11 protein-coding genes are annotated in these 19,805 nt (G+C 45.0%); 6 read left to right on the top strand and 5 right to left on the bottom strand.

What is annotated here, in order from left to right:
* The coding region (locus ACYVAA_RS11055; protein WP_460541552.1) for an RNA polymerase sigma factor at window positions 1-640 on the bottom strand (640 nt) is incomplete at its 3' end.
* 409 nt (window positions 641-1,049) lie between these two features.
* Here ACYVAA_RS11055 and ACYVAA_RS11060 point away from each other — a divergent pair.
* Window positions 1,050-1,580: a sigma-70 family RNA polymerase sigma factor gene (locus ACYVAA_RS11060; protein WP_460541554.1), complete on the top strand. Its 531-nt coding sequence runs from the start codon at window positions 1,050-1,052 to the stop codon at window positions 1,578-1,580.
* 446 nt (window positions 1,581-2,026) lie between these two features.
* Here the strand turns inward: ACYVAA_RS11060 and ACYVAA_RS11065 are convergent, their stop codons facing one another.
* From ACYVAA_RS11065 to ACYVAA_RS11080, 4 genes are all read right to left on the bottom strand, one after another.
* Window positions 2,027-4,198: a TonB-dependent receptor gene (locus tag ACYVAA_RS11065; RefSeq protein WP_460541556.1), complete on the bottom strand. Its 2,172-nt coding sequence runs from the start codon at window positions 4,196-4,198 to the stop codon at window positions 2,027-2,029.
* A gap of 129 nt (window positions 4,199-4,327) precedes the next feature.
* On the bottom strand, window positions 4,328-4,672 hold the full coding sequence (locus tag ACYVAA_RS11070) for a hypothetical protein (protein ID WP_460541558.1): 345 nt from the start codon (window positions 4,670-4,672) through the stop codon (window positions 4,328-4,330).
* Between the two features lie 816 nt (window positions 4,673-5,488).
* Window positions 5,489-8,287, bottom strand: coding sequence for an NPCBM/NEW2 domain-containing protein (locus tag ACYVAA_RS11075; protein WP_460541560.1), 2,799 nt, complete (start codon window positions 8,285-8,287; stop codon window positions 5,489-5,491).
* Between the two features lie 12 nt (window positions 8,288-8,299).
* Window positions 8,300-10,453 (bottom strand): TIM-barrel domain-containing protein, encoded by a 2,154-nt coding sequence (locus ACYVAA_RS11080; protein WP_460541562.1) that lies wholly within the window; start codon window positions 10,451-10,453, stop codon window positions 8,300-8,302.
* Window positions 10,454-11,642: 1,189 nt separating this feature from the next.
* Between ACYVAA_RS11080 and ACYVAA_RS11085 the strand changes: the two genes are divergently transcribed.
* The 5 genes from ACYVAA_RS11085 to ACYVAA_RS11105 all read left to right on the top strand — a co-directional run bounded on the left by ACYVAA_RS11085 (window position 11,643) and on the right by ACYVAA_RS11105 (window position 19,805).
* Complete coding sequence (locus ACYVAA_RS11085) at window positions 11,643-12,158, top strand: RNA polymerase sigma-70 factor (RefSeq protein WP_460541564.1); 516 nt, start codon at window positions 11,643-11,645, stop codon at window positions 12,156-12,158.
* A gap of 121 nt (window positions 12,159-12,279) precedes the next feature.
* Window positions 12,280-13,467, top strand: a complete 1,188-nt coding sequence (locus tag ACYVAA_RS11090) for a FecR family protein (RefSeq protein ID WP_460541566.1) — start codon at window positions 12,280-12,282, stop codon at window positions 13,465-13,467.
* 154 nt (window positions 13,468-13,621) lie between these two features.
* Entirely contained in the window at window positions 13,622-17,092 is a 3,471-nt protein-coding gene (locus tag ACYVAA_RS11095; protein ID WP_460541568.1) for a TonB-dependent receptor, read from the top strand.
* A 20-nt stretch (window positions 17,093-17,112) separates the two neighbouring features.
* Window positions 17,113-18,903, top strand: coding sequence for a RagB/SusD family nutrient uptake outer membrane protein (locus ACYVAA_RS11100; protein WP_460541570.1), 1,791 nt, complete (start codon window positions 17,113-17,115; stop codon window positions 18,901-18,903).
* A gap of 8 nt (window positions 18,904-18,911) precedes the next feature.
* The gene (locus tag ACYVAA_RS11105; protein WP_460541572.1) at window positions 18,912-19,805 is read left to right on the top strand and encodes a metallophosphoesterase family protein; all 894 of its coding nucleotides are present in this window, start codon (window positions 18,912-18,914) and stop codon (window positions 19,803-19,805) included.

A 19,805-nucleotide genomic window follows, 5' to 3' on the forward strand; every position in this document is an offset into this window, starting at 1 on the left:
GGGCACTTTTATGGGGACCCAACTCCTCTTGCAAGGAGTCCAGCGCCCGATAGGCCAAGGCTCTGGCCGAACGTACTTTTATTCCCATGATCAGTGCAATATCCTTGTAGGGCAATCCTTCATAAAAGTACAATAAGATCACCTCTCTTTGATTTACCGGGAGTTTTTGAAGAGCCTGCTGTATAAGGGAAAGGTCAATTTCTTCATCATAGGGAGATAGGGACCGGCCTTCTTGTTCTACGTAAATAGAAAAACCCTCATTTTCATATTTTACCCTTTCCTCCTTTTTTATCCCTTTGAGTATTTTTCTTTTTAAGGATACGAAAAGATAGCCTTTGATCGATTCTACCTTGGACAGTTTCGAACGTCTTTCAATCAGTTCATAAAACAATTCCTGGATAGCATCTCTGATAAATTCCTGCCGAGGAGTAAACTGTCTACCATACCTAAACAAAGTATTGGCATAATTTCGATAAATATAAATCAAACAATCTTGATCTCCCTTGGTAAATCCTTCCCAAATGCTCTTTTCATTTTTTTTAGAAAGAGTAGTTAAACCGTCTTTTCCACCCTGATATTCCCCTAAGGAAAAACTAGCACTCTGGTTGTTCTTGTTTTTTGGTTCTTCTTTAACTACCATAATATCGAGGGCTATAAATCAAAAACATTTTGAAACATGAAATGTAACAAAAACAAAACAACAAATCAAAAAAAATAATCTTTTAAAAACTTTCTTTTAACTAACAAACCTATTACAATGATAGAAAAACGGTTAACTAAAAGAGGACAGTATAAAATAAAACTTGGATCTTTCTGGATTATTTTTTTTCAAATAAGGAGTATCCTTTTAGAACTCTTGGCGTCTACAGGATGTACTAAAAATGGAAGAAAGATGAACAATTGTAAATGTACCCATTGTGATTGCCAAAAATGCAACTGCGTTAATTGTGTGGAGAAGGATTGTCCCTGTGAACAATGCGATTGCCAAAAATGCAGCTGCTGTAACGCTTAACCGGTAAGGCCCATGGCCTTACCTTAAATTAGTTGATATGGAAATAACCTCCCAAACAATAGTGGAAAGGTATGGAGAGCAACTCTTTTTCTTTATCCTAAGGAAGGTAAAGGACAAGGATGTATCCAATGATATTTTCCAGGATACCCTTTTAAAAATCCATACGAATATTGATCAGGTCAATAATCCTGAGAAAATAAAGGCCTGGATTTTCCAAATCGCAAGGAATGAAACCATGGATCATTTCCGTAAGCGCACCCACCCTTCCGATGAGGATATCAGGATCTTATCAGCCACGCCCGCCACCGCCAATAAATTCTGCTGTTTTGACAGGTTCATTAAAGAACTTCCTGATACTTATAAAATCTGTATAGAAAAAGTGTATTTGGAAGGGATGAAACAGCAGGACGCGGCTGCCTTTTTAGGAATCTCCCTGGCCAACCTAAAAGCCAGGATCCGTAGATCGAAAAGCATCCTAAAACAGCGGTTCAGGGAATGCTGTAATTACCGATTGGACAAAAAAGGAATGCTGGTCGGTGAACCGGACTGCCCTTACTGTGCGGGTTAAATGATCGTACACTACAGGCTCCTTATTGCCTATGGTCATCAAAGATAAAAGGGCTGTCCCATAATAAGAAAATACGTACTCGATAGCCTGCCTGCGAAAGGCAGGCTTCTCCGCCCTTAGGGTCGGATCGCGATGAGGGTTTCCCATACGTCATAGCGAGAAGTCAACATTTTTCAAACATAAAGGAGTTGGATGACAGATATCAGTCCGCCTTCTTTCCCCCCTAACCCCTTATGCTTCGACAGGCTCAGCAACCAAAGGGAACTCCTCCACACGTTGAACACCCTGTCAATGGTAGGAGGTACGACGAAGCAATCTCATTTTAGAACAAGAGATTGCTTCACTTCGCTATAGCTCCGTTCGCAATGACGAGATTTTATGAGACAGCCTGCTTCTTTCTAAATTAATTTTCTTCTAAACCCTGATTCCAAGAATTGGAATTCAGGTTAAAGATGGAGTTTGAAGCCTCCATTGATCACAAAACCGTCCACGGGAGCATATATGTCCCTGAATTGGGGATCGTTAAGGTTTCCGGTATAAATGGTATCAAAACCTGTCTGGCGCGTATCCAACATATTTTCAAAATTCAGGAAGAGCGAAAAATGCTCCCCTAATTTTTTCTCAGACATGAGGCCCATGATCCAATAGGATTTTCCGGTACTTCCATCCGAAAGTTTTTGGGGGCTGAAATAGTAAGCTTCCAGTCCGATCCAGAAATTACCATGTTTTTCATACATCAAGACATTATTCAGCCGGTGCTTGGCAACCAAGGGGTACTCTGTGGTTTCATTGCCATAATGCTCATTGACATCTGCAAAGGTATACCCCACAAATAGTTTAAAATCATGGTAGCTCCATTTCATATTGGCTTCCACTCCCTGGGTATTGATATAGCCATTGGGCTGGGTAAATTCATACATCCCACCAGGGTTCCGCACCAATATCATGGGGTCATCGATCTGCGTATAAAACAGCAAGGCATTGGTGCTAAGACTAAGCTCTCCTGAAATGGGCCATTTATAATTAACATCCAGATTGATCCCGGTAGAACGTTCGGCCTTTGTCGCAGACACATCTATAGGCTGGACATTTCTGAAATGTAAACGCTCAGTATCTTCGGTAAATTGGGTGGGGGTTTTGTACCCCAATCCCCCACCTGTACGGAAGGTAATCCTGTCATTAGGCTCATACAACAATGAAAACCGGGGCAGTAGATAAGAACCATATTGGCTTTGATAGTCCCCCCGCAAGCCGGTTTCCAAGGTCCATTGAGTGGCCATGTTCCAGGTGTTTTGGACAAAAAGGCCCGTAGTGTAATTGGAAAAACCAAGATCCTGTTCGGGATCCCCCTGCTTTTGATCAAAATTTTCCGTCCATAAATTCGCTCCTACAATCCATTCCATCCGGTCACCGAAGGTAGCATAATTGAGTTCTGAAAAGGAAGAAACCTGCTTTCCCCCAAAGGTATAATCAGGAATGGCTATGGACCTGTCAAAAAAGCTGACACTGTTTTTCAACTGTAAGCGGGAATGATTGGAAAAGCGATGGGTAGCGTCAAACTGGGTGGATAATCGGTCCGTATTATTGGCCTCAAAATACCCCGTGTTGCTATCTCCTTCCACATAATCCATGCTGCCTCCCAACCTATCTTCGGTCACAAAATTGAACCCTAGGTTAATCTCCGTGCCCTCATCGAGGTAGAGAAAAAGACGAGGGTTAATGGTGTACCGTTCAAAATCAGGAATGGCCGTGAGCCCAATGTCAGCAGGGTCGTATGCGGTTCCCTTGTTATAAGAAGCAAATACCGTGGTCCCTATTTTGCCGTATTTTTCTGCATAAAAGCCACTGACATCCAGCCCCAAGGCCGAGGTACCATTGACCATAAAATTGAGTTCGCGGTCTTCCCCAGGGGTTCTGGAAACAAGGTTCACCAGTCCCGCAATGGCGCCGCCCCCATACAGGGTAGATGATGCCCCTTTGATCACTTCTACCTGCTTCAGGTCCAAAGGAGCGATCTGCATCAGGCTCAATCCTCCGGAATAGCCCGAATAAAGCGGAAGGCCATCCCTTAGCAACTGGGTATATTTGCCATCCAGCCCCTGGATCCGGATGCTGGAATTATAACTGGTTGCCGAAGTCTGTTGGGTCTGGATTCCTGTGCTTTCGTTCAGAAGCATGCGGATATCCCCGGGCTTCATGTTCCCTTTTTCTGCCAATTCTTCCCCTGCAATAAACTCTACCCGTGTAGGAATATCTTCTATGGTCCTGCTGCTTCTGGTGGAAGTGATGACGACCTCTTCCATCTCTTCATCTGCATGGGACATCAATAGGGTCAGTTCTTTTTCATCCGGGCCCATGGGAAAGGACTTTTCCAATTTTATCGATTGATAACCTAAATGCTGTACCATCAAGGTGTAGGTCCCATCCGGAATCCCCTCAATGTTTACTTTCCCCTGGATATCAGTGGCACCGCCTTTTTCCAATTGAGGAATGAAGACTGACACGCCCAATAAGGGTTCCTTGGATTCCCTGTCCTTGATCGTTGCTGTAAAGGTGTTCTGTGCCATCGCCTTACCAAACAGGCAAAGCAATAACACTCCTGTGATAATATGTTTCACGGTAATTTTTTATAGTTATTTGACTGTAAAATATAGAAGAGGCTGCCCCAAAATAAGAGAAATCGTCCCCGATATTTATCGGAATGGTAATGACGTGGATCTATGAGACAGCATCACAAAGTAAAAAAATCAGCCCTGTGGGGGTTTGAAAAGTGACTTGGCCAGGGAAAAAGGGGTAAATTCCTGCTTATCGCCCAAAACCGCTTTGCTTATTTCTTTAAAGGGCAAAGGCGAAAACACCAATGCTTGTAATATAAAGCCCGGGCAACTACCACAAGTATAAAAAGGAGAACATATTCCCATACTGGGCACAGTACCCTGTTCAGGTTCGTCTTCACAAGCATGCTCTGTTTCATCCGGACAAGTGTCGAAGGTTGGGCAACATGGCAATAAAGATAAAGTAAGAACAAGGGGCAACATAAGGACTAAGGCCAGCCTTATGATATAAATATTCCTGTTGTTCTTTCTTTCCATGGTTCAGTTGCCAAAAGACCGGCAATGATCTTTGGCCTTAATTATCTTCCATGGCAAATTTATATATTCTACCTCATTTTAAAAAACTGGCAACTATATGCACTAATCCTAGTATAATGTTAAGCATGATCTGTCGATACTTTTCGAAGTCCCCTTCTTGTTTAATCGGTTACCGGCATGCAGGACTGATTGATTTTACATAACTAAACATGATTTTTCAGTTTAGCAGTAAAACCCGCTCTACCCGATATCTCGAAGAAAAGGATTTGACATGCTCAGTACTATTGTTGACGATTAACTTAACACTAGCATACTCTTAATAGGTATAATTCCAAATGAAAAGAAGCTGTCTCATAAGTAATTTTTACGGCTCAATGACCAAATTTTATTCTGAGATTAGAATAATAGTGATTTGATAATCGAAGTTTGATCGATGATACCGGAGTATCGAGTCGAATCCCAAATTAACCAATCCCGAATAACTGCTGACTGCTCATTGGACACAACTATTATTCTGCTGGCTTTTGGTAAAATTCTATTACGATACAGCCTCTTCTTTTTCAAAACTTATGTGTATCCGCAAAGACACCAGTAGCTCTAAGTTAGCAAACCATCTCTCACAACTTGTCCGCCGAGGCGGAGAATGCACAGAAACCCACAGAAAAGGTTTATTGATTCCGTGGAATTCTGTGGAATCTGTGAGAAATAAATTTATTGGTGTAATTCCGGATAATCGTATAAAACTTAATGTTTCCTTATTTAAATATTACATAGGCAAAATTCTGGAGCGGGTTAAATCAATTGTTCTTGTAAGCATTATGGTTCGATGACATACCAGGTATAGGAATTTGCCGGAATGGTCACTTCCAGTGTAATGGAGTAGTCCCGTGCCAGCTTATAAGTCCTGCTTGTCCCTTCTTTTTCCCTCACTTGAGCGGTCTCACTTAAGCCGGTATAGTACAAGGGCAATTTGATTTCCCTGGTAATTTCCCCATCAGTTGGGTTAAAGAACATGGCCAAGCCTTTTTCCTCCAATTCAGGATTGGCATGCATAAAACCGTCCCAATCTTTTCCTGAAGGCCTTCTCAAGTGAATAAGATCACTGTTCAAGACCCTGCGGTACTTCTTGTACCAACCGATCACCTCTTCCACCAATGCTTTGGTTTCCGGAGCATCATAGAGCCGTGGTCCCCGGTAGCAGGCCTGGACTCCCGAGCCATAGTTTTGCATCATGTGGTTTTCATAGTCCTTCAGGTGGTCCTTTAGGGGTTCCAAGGTGGCCGCGGCGCCTCCCCCATGGTATTGGGTCAAAGGAACAAAAGTCCAGCACATGCTTGGAATCCTGTCCCAAAGTCCATCATAGATATTCAGACGGCCATGCATCAAATGCCTTTCCCTTGGAAGTGACCAGTTCACCTCCCTATAGCCAATGCCTGTCTTATTGGTTCCGGAATTCACATAAAAATCAGGCACGTTCATATAGATCCCTTCTTCACGCATCCATTGGTACAGCCCTTGGATCTGGGCATATTGCTTCCACTGGCTATCTCCCAAACCATTGTGATGGGCGTGCGTCGTGGAAGCGCAGACATTCCCGGGATAGGATCCGTCATTCTCAAACACCTGCATACCGGTTTTGTCGAAGAACTTTTTGATCTTTCTGAAATAATCATAACCCCATTCGCTGCTCAGACAGGGGGAAGAGCCGAAAATCATCCCGCCGCGCTTACCTGTTTCGGGATTGATGACATCCACTTCCTCGCTGATCCATCGGCTGGAAAGCAGCGAGTAACCGCCCAACTCTATCCCTTTGGAATTGGCATATTCCCGGAGTTCTCTGAATTTCCGGTAGTTCTCCTCTGATTCGTCTTCCATGTTCAGCCCACTGCCAAAACTAAGGATGATCATTTCATAGCCCACTGCCGCACATTGGTCCACTGCTGTTTTGACCACCTCAGGATCTGTAGAGGTCAAATGAAGAAAAATGGGGTTTTCTGTGGTCCAGGGAGAAATGGTGCGGTACATTTTACGGATAAACAGACCGCTTCTTTCTTCGTCCCTGCTGTCCATGGGCAATTCCCAGACCCTGAAAGTGCTCAGGGTGTCTCCTACAGGAATGGCCGTCTCCGGTCCTAAAGGAGGCCTTACTTCCAGCATACACTCCAGGTTCAATGGGTAATTCGTTTGGGTAGTGTATCGGGGATCTTTTTCCCAAAAAACGGTTTCCTGGGAGGTCTTTTGTTGCATTCCCCCAAAGGCATAATCAGTCTGTACATGGATGTTGGGTTTTACCCAGTGCTCCGGTGTATCCACAAGGTTCTCCCCTTCCACCATCGCCAGCTGTTCCAGTTTAAAGCTGTTAAGCTGTACGATCAACTCACTTTCGTTGATCACTTCTATCCATTTGGATAAGGTAGGGATGCCATCATACATGGCATAGTGCACTTTTACTTTCACCCCATCTTTGGCCAAAGTAAAGACCAGCTCTTTACCGGTGGGCATTTTTTCATTCATCGCCCAGCGAACACGTTTCCAGCCCATCCTATCGGAAATTTCCTTCACATCAAAGTCCTGAATTTGGAAAGAATTTCCGGTGGCACTCAGCTCATCCACCCACTTCATCAGGGTATAGGCATACTCTGGTTGACTGCTCAGGCCTCCAATCTCATTGGACTTCCCATCTATGGTCAATACCCCCTCGTTGGAAACGGCCCGAAGCATGCTCTCCCCCGTCATCTGGTTGACATAATCAATGGTGGCCAGATTGGGGTTTACCTTAAACACCCTTGCTATCAAGCCATTGCTGAGTACGATATCATTGTCATCGTTCCGGTAAACCTTGGCCCTGGCTTTGGAATTATCAATCAACCAATCAAAATCCGGGCGGTCCAGCGGCATGGCTATTTCAGGCAATCCGGCCATCTTTTTGGTCAAATGCTCCTTAACTTCGCTGGACTGCTCCACCTTCTGGCCGACAAAATCACCCGGCTTGATCACCGGTGCAATCTCAAAATACTCAATCCTAGGTTCGGCCCATACCGCATGGTCTCCGCTGCCACCATCTCCGGCATCTTCCACCACCAGCTCCAATACCCCCCTGCTGATTTCCATGTCGATCACCTTGGCCGGATCCCCCTGCCTCATCTTCCCGCTGTTATAGACCTCTTGCCCATCGTGGATCAGTTTAAAGATCACGCTTCCCCGGTCCACAGCGCCATCCTCCCCTTCAATCCCAACGAATTGCTTCTCGGATTCAGTGACATGATAAAAGATCCTCTTCCCGTCCGTCAAAGGGATGGATTTTATTTTGTCCGACTGATAATCAATATCCGAATCATTGACGCCCACCTTGGCAAGAAAACGCCGGCCGTTATTCATTTTGATTTTGATCGTGGAATTGGAGTGTACCCCTATTCCCTTGGAAAACCCCTCTCCCGATATGGACAAGGCTTCCCCGGTCACTGACTTGTTCTTTACCGGAGCGGCATAGGTCTGCTCACTTAAGGAAATATCCAAATCCTGTAATTCGGTATAGGTCTGGGCATTTCCATAATGCACTGTTGAAAAAAACATCAACAGTGCCATACTTGCTAAATACGCTAATCTGTAAGACATTTTATATTGAAATTACTTGGTCATCATGTTCCAATGGAAGGCAAAATCATTTTTCCCCTCAAGAGCCCTTATGCTTGTTTGTCCCTTTTCAAGGGAAAGTTTGGTCAGGCTATAGTCCCCATTTTCATAGTCAAAGCTTTTCCCATCATCATCATAGAGTTGGAAACTGCCGTCCTTTTGACCATACACCCTTACTTCTACAGGCAGATCCGAGGTCCACTCAGAAGTTTGACGGATTTTTGGAATCATGGGGATAATCCCCCCATCGCGGACAAAAAGGGGTATTTGCTCCAAGCCCGGTTCTACTTCGATTACTTCACCATCCCCCACAAAGTTTCCTGTGTAGAAGTCGTACCATTTGCCTTTTGGCAAGATCACCTTCCTGCTTTTCTCCCCTTCAAACATGGGAGCTACAAGGAGATTGTCCCCCATCATGTATTGGTCTTTGACCTCACTTTTTACCGCCTCAGCGTAAGGGTTATCGGTAGCGTCTAAGGCCCCTTTGACTTCTTCAGCCTCTACCAGATATCCTTCAACCAGCTCCATCGCCCGGAAGGGAGGTTTTCCTTCAAAATAATACTGGGCAAAGGTGGAGTAGATATACGGTAACATCTGCATCCGCAGAAAAGCCACTTCCTGACAAGCTTCATAAACATCGGGAAAAGACCATGGCTTGGTACCATCGGCCCAGGCATTGAGCATGGCCATGGGAGAAAAACATACGGACTGCATTCTGCGCACCCATTCCTCGGAAGAATCACTGGCCCGAACTTCAGGAGTCCATAGCAAGCCGGAAAAACTCGAATTGATCAAAGCAGTGATAAAATCCTTATGGCTGTAATAGTCATTGTATATCACATAGGGATAGGAAACCGATCCGGCATTGGCGGCACGGATAAGGCCATAGGTACGCTCATTCTTTTGGCGGTATATTTCATCGGTCAATGTCATCAACTGCGTACCATAAGTTTGGCGCATCTGCTCACCATCATGCCCGGAAGGGAAGGTGGCGATATCGGGCCACAACCAGCTATCATAGCCATCCACCTCGTCTATTTTGAAACCACTCACCCCAATATCCAATTGGTGCTTGACAAGATGGTCTTTGAATACCTTTCGGGCACCTTCCATGGTATAATCAGGCACCGTTCCACACCATACGGTATGGGAACCGGTATACGCTTTCATTGCCTTATCCAGTTTGGAATCAGGCCACAAAAAAGGATTGCACCAAAGATTGACCCTGGTTCCTCTGTTGGCCATCTGCAGAACAAATGCCTCAGGATTGGGGTACCGGCCTTCATCCCACTCAAAAGTACAGGGATAAGCTTTGCTGTGCCAGCCCGGCTCCAGGCCGATGACATCCAACGGAAAATTCTTTTGGGCAAAGTTTTCTGATTCCTCCGTCACATCCGCATCAGAGTACAGTGTGGGCGTTCGTTGCCAAAATCCCAAGCCCCATTTTGGGGGAATAAAGCCACCGCCACAGTACAGGTTGAACCGCTGAACCACTTCCATCATGTCCTTTCCGGTAAACAGGATCATCTCTACTCCTTCTTCAGGAATGACAAATTCCAAATTGTCCGAATAAGGATTGGCCGACCACTGCGCATCCGTATTGCGGTCTCTCACAGCTGCAGGATGGGCACTTTCTTTGCTCACTCCCGAACCTGCATAAACATCAATATAACGTGCAGCATTGATCAATACCCCATATCCCTTGTCCGATACAAAAAAAGGCACCGGAGCATGGGTCCGGCCATTGTCACGGCCACCATAGTGGTCCATATGAAGCCGCATGATGCGCCCCCGCTGACGAACAGTTTTAAAATTTAATCCAAAACCGTATAACTCCTCGCCTTCCTCCAATGGGAAGCGAATATAAGTACGCCCATTTTTGGTAGACGCCTTGACTTCTCCCAGGTCTATTGGGATGGGCTGATCCCCCAGTTTTGTAATGGCCTCTGCCCTGGGCGCTTTCTTGGATTCGGATAACAGGTTAAAGGAAGGAGGATTATTCACCTCGGCCTTCCAAACACCAGAATGGGTCTGGTCCCATTGGGGAGAAAAACTCCCTGCTGCCTCCTTGTTTTCAGTACCTACTGTTTTACAAGACAACAGTAGCACCGATAACAAAAAGCAGCATAAGCTAAACTTGAATTTCATTTTGACTTGGATTATGAATGAACTATTAAAGACAAACCATTATCACCACCGAATCTTTCACACGCACCACACGACACAATACATTAATTCAATAACCACTGAATTAGTAATACAGGATTCTACAATGCTTGAATTTAATAAAAGAGAAAAAATCCTTTGTCAACTTGGTTAATATCCGAAATAAATACGTCCTTTTAATTAAAAGCACCTTTCAAAAGGTTAAAAATTCTGATTATCCGGATTGTTACCTCGAATAAAATTGGCTCTATATGATTTAGTATGGCTAAACTTGCTAAAACTTTCAATTACAGTTCTCCTCTGTTTAATTGATTGGAGGTAGATTTTCGGCAAGGCTTTTCAAGGTGGCAAAAGGCATTAGCGGAAAATGGTTGACATTATGAATAGTTTTGGCGGCTAATGCTTAGAGCGACTGTTGGCAAGGCCCCGGGCTGCGCCTCCTTTGTCGTCTTGCCTGCCTGGGCAGACAGGCCCGGGGTTAACCATATAGCACCCCTTCAGGGTGCTCCTGTGATTGTTTTTTAAATAATGGCTATAGCCCTGTATGGGCAAAACATTAATAACCCTGGGTGCCAACCCAGGGCCAGAAGTGTCTACGTTGTCCGCTTTCTTACCAAAAATAGCAAACGGTCACTGAGCTTGTCGAAGTGAGCTGATTTTCCTGTTAATTGTGAAAAAATCTTTTCCTACCGATAGCCATCGGTAAAGGGCCTCTTTGAACATCAAGTCATTTAGATCTCCTTAATAATTTAAATTTGTCTACCCATAGCAATCCATATAGAACCTTATTTTATTACTATTGATTGTTTGACTAAGGTGTTGACTTCGAGCACTAATCCATCTGTCTTCAAGTTTTTCAGGTCAATGACAAGGTTACATTGGACAGTGTTAAAATGTTAATTGAAAGTAAAAAAAATCTTTACATATATGAATATTTCTGATGGCGATCAGTTATATTTATAAGCATAGAATTAAGGGTTTCCTGATGTTATTTTTTACTCATATTCTGTTTTGGTGCAATTATCCAAATTTTTACTATGGTTAAATATTTTTTTAATATGTAAAAATTTTCATAATGTTTGTGTTTTGTGTATTAAGTTTCGGTTAATTTCGTATTTTAGCTTTATGCTTTGCAGGATATCAGATAGATTTGCTCTAAACTAAACGCGAGATGGACCAAGCATTACTAAAACAAGTATTTGATGAAAACTATACCAAGCTGGTGCTTTTTGCCAACCAATACATCTACCAGGAAGCGGAAGCGGAGGATATTGTTCAGGAAGCCTTTGTCAAGTTGTGGCACAAACGGGAGGACTTGAAGAATGATAAAGTGGAATCCCTCAGGTCCTATTTATACCAGACAGTGAGGAACAAAGCCCTGAATTATCTGAAGCATCATCAAGTAAAAGAAGCTTATCAGCACCAATTGGATCCAGCTGCCGTGCAATATTCCCTGATGAACACCATTTTACAAACAGAAGTTTTGGTGGAAATTCACAAGGCCATAGAGGAATTACCTGTTGAATGTCAAAAAGTAGCCAAGGAATTATTTATCCAAGGGAAAAAGTATACAGAAGTGGCCGAGGAACTTTCCATCTCTATCAATACGGTCAAATCGCAGCGAAAGCGGGCGCTGACGCTATTGAGGCCCCGTTTATCCGACGTGGCATTTAGTTGGTTGCTTTAATGTTTTACCTACGTTAAGTTTTGATGAATAATATTAATAAGAAATTAAGTTTGGAAATATCAGGGGGTGGAGACACCCTTTTTTACTTTTTAACTGTCTTACCCATAAACAAACTGAAACGTTGATACAGGAGAAGATATATTGGGAATACCTGGTCTTGATCAAAAGGGAAGCCATCCATGGACTGGATGAGGCAGAACAAAAAGAGTTTGATCAACTGTATGCCTCTGTGCCAGCTTTTCGGGAATTAGCGGATAGTTTGAAAGAAAGGCAGGCTTGGCACAGCCACTGGAAGACCTTGGAAAGAGTGGATGTTGATAAGGCTTGGTCAAACATTGCGGGAGCTACAAAATCAGGAGTTGCTTCCAGATTTAGGCTGATATCCTGGTTGCCTTATGCGGCAGTTCTGGTCATTTGTATTTTGCTCTATGTGCTTTCAAATGGTTTGTTTTGGGAAGAGGGTAAAGAGGTGGAGCATACGGCGATCACCATTCCTCCGGGACGGGATCAGGCCCTTTTGGTGCTGGGAAACGGGCAGGAGATCGATTTGTCCAATGAGTCGTCTACTGAGCTAATACAATCCCGTTCTGGCATAGCAATAGGTAATGAGCGGGTAAGTTACGGGCAAAAGGGGCAAGGAGAGGAGAAAAGTGAGATCAATCAGTTGATCACCCCTGTCGGAGGTCGCTTTCAGCTGGAATTGGAGGATGGCACCATAGTATGGCTTAACTCCAGTTCAAAAATATCATTTCCCACGCATTTTATAGGAAAAACCCGTGAAGTGCATGTTTGGGGAGAGGCCTATTTTGATGTGGCAAAAGATAGCCAAAGGCCATTTATAGTCAGTATCCATAAAGAGGATGCTGTTATCCCCGAATCGAGGGTAAAAGTACTGGGAACCGAGTTTAATATTTCAGCCTATAAAGACCAACATCAAACCGTAACTACCTTGATCGAGGGGGAAGTTGAGGTGGATTCGGACGATGAAAAAGTGGTTTTAAGTCCTGGGTATCAAGCAATCAGTGGAGCGGAAAATGCTTCAATAGAAGTAGTAAAGGCCAATATTCCATCTGTGATTGGATGGAAAGACAAAATGTTTGTTTTTGAGGATGAACCTTTGGAACAGATCATGAACAAAATCGGTCGCTGGTATGGTGTGGATATTCATTACCGATCGGATGTCAAGCAAAAGAAGTTTAGTGGCCAAATTTCACAGGACCGTGAAATAAAAGGCGTATTGGACCTTTTGGAAACGACGGAAGAAGTACGGTTTATCCTTCAATCAGAAGACACTATTATAGTTAAATGACAAAAGTGATGATTACAGTAAGCAAATAACCGGCCTATGAAAGCAGTATAGTACAGTTTTTCCCTATTCCCCCAATTTCCGGGAGTGTACCAATGTATGCACATTGGTGGGCTTCTAAATTCTAAAAGAAAATCAAACATTATAATCACCAAATATGAATCATTCACTATCCATTTGGAGCAGTGCCAGAAGGGCTGTGTCCAAAAAAAAGTGGCGTTACTCCAGGTTCGCCATTGTCCTTGCATTGATCACCTGTTTGCAGGTAAATGCTGGAGTGTATTCGCAGCGGTTAACGATTAAAAAAGAAAATGCTTCCCTAGTGGAAGTTTTTAAGGAGATCAAAGAAAAGACAGGGGTGCTGTTTTTGTATTCCACGGCTGCCTTGAAGGAGGCCAAGCCTATCAATATCAAAATGAAGGACGCCTCGCTATCAGCCATACTGGAAGCGTGTTTTGAAGGGCAGCCTTTGCAGTACGAGTTAAAAGAAAATACCATCGTGGTCAAACGAAAGGAAATCCCCGCTACTGAAAAAGTGGTTGAGGAGGCGCAGACCATCAAGGGAAATGTTTCTGATGCAGCGGACCAAAGTCCCATCGTTGGTGCTTCTGTGATGCTCAGGGATATCGGCAAGGGAACGGTTACTGATTTAGATGGCAATTTTTCACTTACTGTCCCTGGGTTGCCGGCGACTTTGGTGGTAAGCTATTTAGGCTATTTGGATAAAGAGGTAGAGGTGACGGACAGTGGGCTTGTAGGGATCAGCCTGGTCCAAAGTGCCGCAGACCTGGAAGAATTTGTGGTAACGGGATATGGCACCACCAAAAAGGAAAACCTCAGCGGTGCGGTAGACATGGTGGGATCGGAAAAGATAGAGAACAGGCAGGTAGCCAACCTGGGAGATGGCCTGCAAGGTTTGGTCCCTAACCTCAACATTACCCGAAACAGTGGTAGAGCAGGAGACGGTCCTTCTTTTAATATCCGGGGTTTTACCTCTCTGAACGGAGGCTCTCCACTGATCTTGGTGGACAATGTCCCCGTGACGGAATCGGAATTGGCCAATGTCAATCCTGCAGATATTGAAAGTGTATCGGTGCTGAAAGATGCCTCTTCCGCGGCCATTTATGGTGCCAGGGCAGCATTTGGGGTGGTTTTGGTCACTACCAAGGCAGCTAAATCTTCCAAGATGAAGGTCAGCGGCAATATGATTTATGGGGTGAGGACTTTGGGAGATATTCCTGATGTGGTTACCGATCCATATAGGGCAATGAAGTACAAGCACGAAGCTGCTTGGCCTCTGTACAATCTCTATCCCGAGGAGAGCAGAGCCTATGCCCAAGAAAGGTCAGCTGATCCAAGCCTTCCAGCGGTTATCCTCAATCCAAACAACCCGGATTTTTACCAGTACATTGGTCAGACCAATTGGATGGATGAAGTGTATAAGAACTCCAGTTCCAGTTATTCGGCCAACTTTTCTGTTTCAAAAAAGGAAAAGGACCTCAATTATTATTTCTCAGGAGGCTATTACCGCCAGGATGGTATGCTCAAGTATGGAAACGATACGTATGAGCGGTTTAACCTTCGGGCCAAAACAGATATGAAAATTACAGAATGGTTGACCTTGGGAAACAATACGGCTTATGCGAATAGCGAGTATGACCGGCCCTATTACAATGAGTGGCTGTTCTTTCATAATGTAAACCGTACCAACTCTCTGGATGTTCCAAGGAATCCTGATGGAAGCTGGACCTCTGCCGGCGCCGAAATATTGGGCAGGCTGCAGGAGGGGGGAAGGAATGTTTCTGCTTCCAATGACCTGATGACCAAATTTGACCTCAAAGCCAACCTTATCGGAGAGGTGCTACAGTTGAAGGCAGATGCGACTTTCAGAAGGATCAATACAGCAGGCTCCTCCTTTGATGTTTCGGTGCCCTACAAAAACGGACCGGATCAGCCCATACAATATCGCGGAGCCAATCCGAACTTTGCGCAGTCCAGTTCTTCTGAGGTCAAGCACAATATTTATAATGCCTACCTTGACTTTAACAAAACCTTCGGCGGGCGGCATGCCTTAAAAGGACTTTTGGGATATAACCAGGAAAGTAGGATTTTTAGTGATTTCTGGGTAAGCCGTAAGGAATTGGTGACCACCGGCCTCCCCACAGTTTCGTTGGCCACTGGGGATTGGAACGGAAACGAAGGCTATTCGGATTGGGCCGTAAGAGGAGCCTTTTACCGGTTGAATTATGTCTTCGATAACCGATATATTCTGGAGTTCAACGGTAGGTATGACGGCTCTTCCAGGTTCCCGAAAGAAGACCGGTTTGGCTTCTTCCCTTCAGCTTCCGCCGCTTGGGTGCTTTCTGAGGAAGCCTTTATGCAATCTTTTAACGAATCCCTCCATTTGGATTTCTTTAAAATCAGGGCCTCTTACGGTACCTTAGGAAACCAATCGGTGGCAGATTATGGATACATACCGGCCATGGGCTCCGGACAAATTGGGCAAATTTTGGGCGGTCAGCGACCACAGACGGTATCCCCTCCGGGCTTGGTGGCCAGTTCCCTGACCTGGGAAACGGTGCGCAGCAAGAACTTGGGAATTGACCTAAGCTTCTGGGAAGGAAAGTTCGGTGCCAGTGTGGACGTGTATTCCAGGACCACCAAGGACATGTTGGTCAAGGGTAAAACACTCCCCGCCGTGTTGGGGGCAAGTGAGCCTAAAATCAATGCCGGAGATTTGGTGACCCGTGGTTTTGAGTTGAGACTGGATTGGAGGGATGAAGTGCTTTTGGCGGGTGCTCCTTTGAATTATAGCATTGGACTGAACCTTAGCGATTATAAGTCGGAAATCCTTAAGTATGATAATCCTACCGGCTACATGGGAGACTATTATGTGGGCCAGCAAATTGGAGAAATTTGGGGATTGACCAACGATGGCTTTTTCCAGTCAGAGGATGAACTGGAGCAACTGGATCAGACGGCTGTAGGATCGGATGATCAGGGATATGTTTTCTATGTTGGTGATCTCAGGTTTGAGGACATCAATGGGGATGGAAAAATAGACCGAGGCGACTGGACCTTGGAAAATCACGGGGATTTCAAGAAAATCGGCAACACCACCCCTCGTTATTCTTACGGGCTGGACCTGTCGGGTAACTGGAAGGGCTTCGACCTCCGGGTCTTTGTCCAAGGGGTAGGTAAAAAAGACTGGTATCCTGAAGCTTCCAACCATTATTTCTGGGGTGTCTATGCTCAGCCTTGGACCAATGTACAGGCGCACAACCTGGACCATTGGACCCCTGACAACCCGGACGGTTATTTCCCACGAGTGAAATCATATATTGCTGAGGACCGCTCAGAGTTAGGGATTCCTCAAACCCGCTATTTGCAAAATGGAGCCTATATGCGCCTTAAAAACCTAACGCTTGGCTATTCGCTTCCTCAATCCCTGCTGAACAGGGCGAAGATCAACCACCTAAGGGTTTATTTCACGGCAGAAAACCTGTTGGAAATCTCCCACCTGAAGGCCAGGCTTGATCCAGAGGTCATTGGTTCCGGTGGAAGTAGCAATACGACTACTTATCCCTTCCAAAGAACATTCTCTCTTGGCGTGAATTTCACCTTATAAGCATTTCAACCTGACATTTTATGAAAAATAATATAATAAAATTGGTAGTTATGGGGGCCTTGGGTGCCTCCATAAGTTCCTGTAACGATGAGTTCCTACAGCGAGAGCCCCATGTTGACATTACTGCCGAGCAGTTTTTCAATACTCCCACCGACTTGGAAACCTATACCAATGGCCTTTATGGACAAATGAGGTATTCCTATGAGGACTTGGGTACGGATAATATTTCCCTCTATACCGGAAGTACTGAGACCGATCAATTGCTCATTGGCAGCCTTAACCCCGGTAATGTCGGCGGCTGGTCAGATTGGGCAGATTTGAGAAAAATCAATTACATGCTTTCCCGTACGGATAAAGTACAGGGCGATCCGGTGGAGATCAACCATTATATAGGAATAGCCCGGTTTTTCAGGGCCTGGTATTACTTCGAAAAAGTAAAACGCTATTCTGATGTGCCCTGGTATGACAGCGATTTAACAGATGCCGATGAAGCGCTCCTTTATAAGCCGCAGGATCCCAGGGAATTTGTGATGGACCAAGTGCTCGCGGACTTAAACTTTGCCGTGGAGCACATCAAATCCGGAGGTGACCGCACCAGGGTGACCCAGGAAGCGGCCTTATCACTGCTGAGCCGGGTGGCCCTGTATGAAGGCACCTTCAGAAAGTATCATCCAGAGGTCAATCTTCAGGGAAGTGAAAATGAATGGCTTACCATGGCCAAGGATGCAGCGGAACGCCTGATTGATAGCGGCAGTTTTGAAATTTATAGCACCGGGAATACCCAGGCAGATTATGCCAGTATTTTCAAAAGCGGGAATCTGTCCAATAATCCGGAAATGATCTGGTGGGCCGATATGGATCAGAAATTAGGAGTGGGGAATAATTCCCACGTAGTATTTAACTGGCAATGGTCCCTGAGTAAGGGCCTGGCGGATACTTATCTGATGAAAGATGGAACAGCCTTCAGCAGTACCCCTGATTGGAATGAGAAAGGCTTTGTGGAAATGTTCGAAAACAGGGACCCAAGGATGATGGCAACGATAGCCTATCCAGGGTTCAAGACCACTGCAGATGGTGATCCTGTGAGGACCAGCCCCAATTTTGGTGGCTACCTACAGGTGAAGTTTTATCCTGAAGAGGACTTGAGACTAGGTTGGAACAGGAATTATACCGACTTGCCTGTTTTCAGGTACGCCGAAGTCTTACTTAATTATGCTGAAGCAAAGGCCGAGTTAGGGGAGCTGACCCAAGCAGATTTAGACAGGAGTGTAAACATCCTCAGAGAGAGGGTAGGAATGCCGGCCATGCAAATCGGGTCGATAGCAATAGATCCGGTATTGGCTGCCCGTTATCCTCAAGTCGCCAGTAATGCAGCGCTGTTGGAGATCCGAAGGGAACGCAGGGTAGAATTGGCCTGTGAAGGATTAAGGTATCCGGATATTTTAAGATGGGCCGCAGGAGAGGTGTACAATGGAGGCCAACAGGGGATGTATGTTCCCCAGCTAGGGGCCATGGACGTGACAGGTGACGGGGTGGAAGATATCGCCATTCTTGAAGCACCAGGAAAAGAGGGACCTTTGCAGGGGCTACCTTCTGAAGTTAGAGAGGGGCTATCAATGTATTATCTGGTGGATGAAAATGGTTCTGCCCAGAGTTTTTATTTGACAGAGGGCGACCATGGTTTCATCTCTTTTACAAAGAATAAAAATAACGTACCAAGCTTTATGGGACCAAAGTATTATTACCGGCCTGTCCCACTACAGCAAATGGTCCTCAATCCCAATTTGATACAGAATGAATTCTGGAAATAAGTAAGCAAATGAACAGAAGGAAATTCTTAAGAAACAGTACAACTGCAGGGGCAACTTTGATTGCTCCTGCTGTTTCGTTTGCGGCCGAGGCAAGGAAGCCCCTATTGACCGTGGCACACATTACAGATGTTCATATCACTCCCGATAATGGGGTGCCCGAAAGGGCCATGGCATGTCTGCAGGAGGTGGTGAAGCACAGCCCGGACTTTTTCCTTAATGGAGGGGATTCCATCATGGATGCTTCATACGATGGGACCAGCAGGGAAAGGGTCTTGGCCCAATGGGAAACCTGGGACAAGTTTCGAAACAGCGTATCGGAATATGAGATGCATAGCTGTATCGGCAACCATGATCCTTGGTGGGATGTTGATGGCAAAGAGCAGGACAAGATGTTTGGTTTAGACTATGTTGCCAAACGCTTGGATATGCCCAACCGTTATTACAGCTTTTCGAAAAAAGGCTGGCACTTTATCATCCTGGATGGAAACCACAAGGGGGTGACCTTAGATGATGAGCAGTTTGCATGGTTGGAAAAGGAACTGGCTGATTTGGCCCCCAATACCCCTGTATTGCTGATGTCCCATTTTCCCATTTTGACCGTTACCGGCACCTGGGAAGGAGGACAGCACGGGGATCATGTGAAACTGCGGGATTTATTTTATCAGCATAAGGATAAAATCAAGGTGTGCTTAAGTGGCCACCAACATCTGCTCGATAGGGCCTGGTATAATGATGTCCAATATTATTGTAACGGCTCCATGAGCGGTTATTGGTGGGGAGAGGGAGATGAAAGGTCTGCATTGGCCTATTATTATCAGGAAACCCCTCCGGGCTATGCCATAATCAAGCTTTATGATGATGGAAGTTTGGAAAACACCTATCATTCGCTTTTGGATAAATAA

It is taken from the genome of Echinicola sediminis (assembly GCF_054777495.1).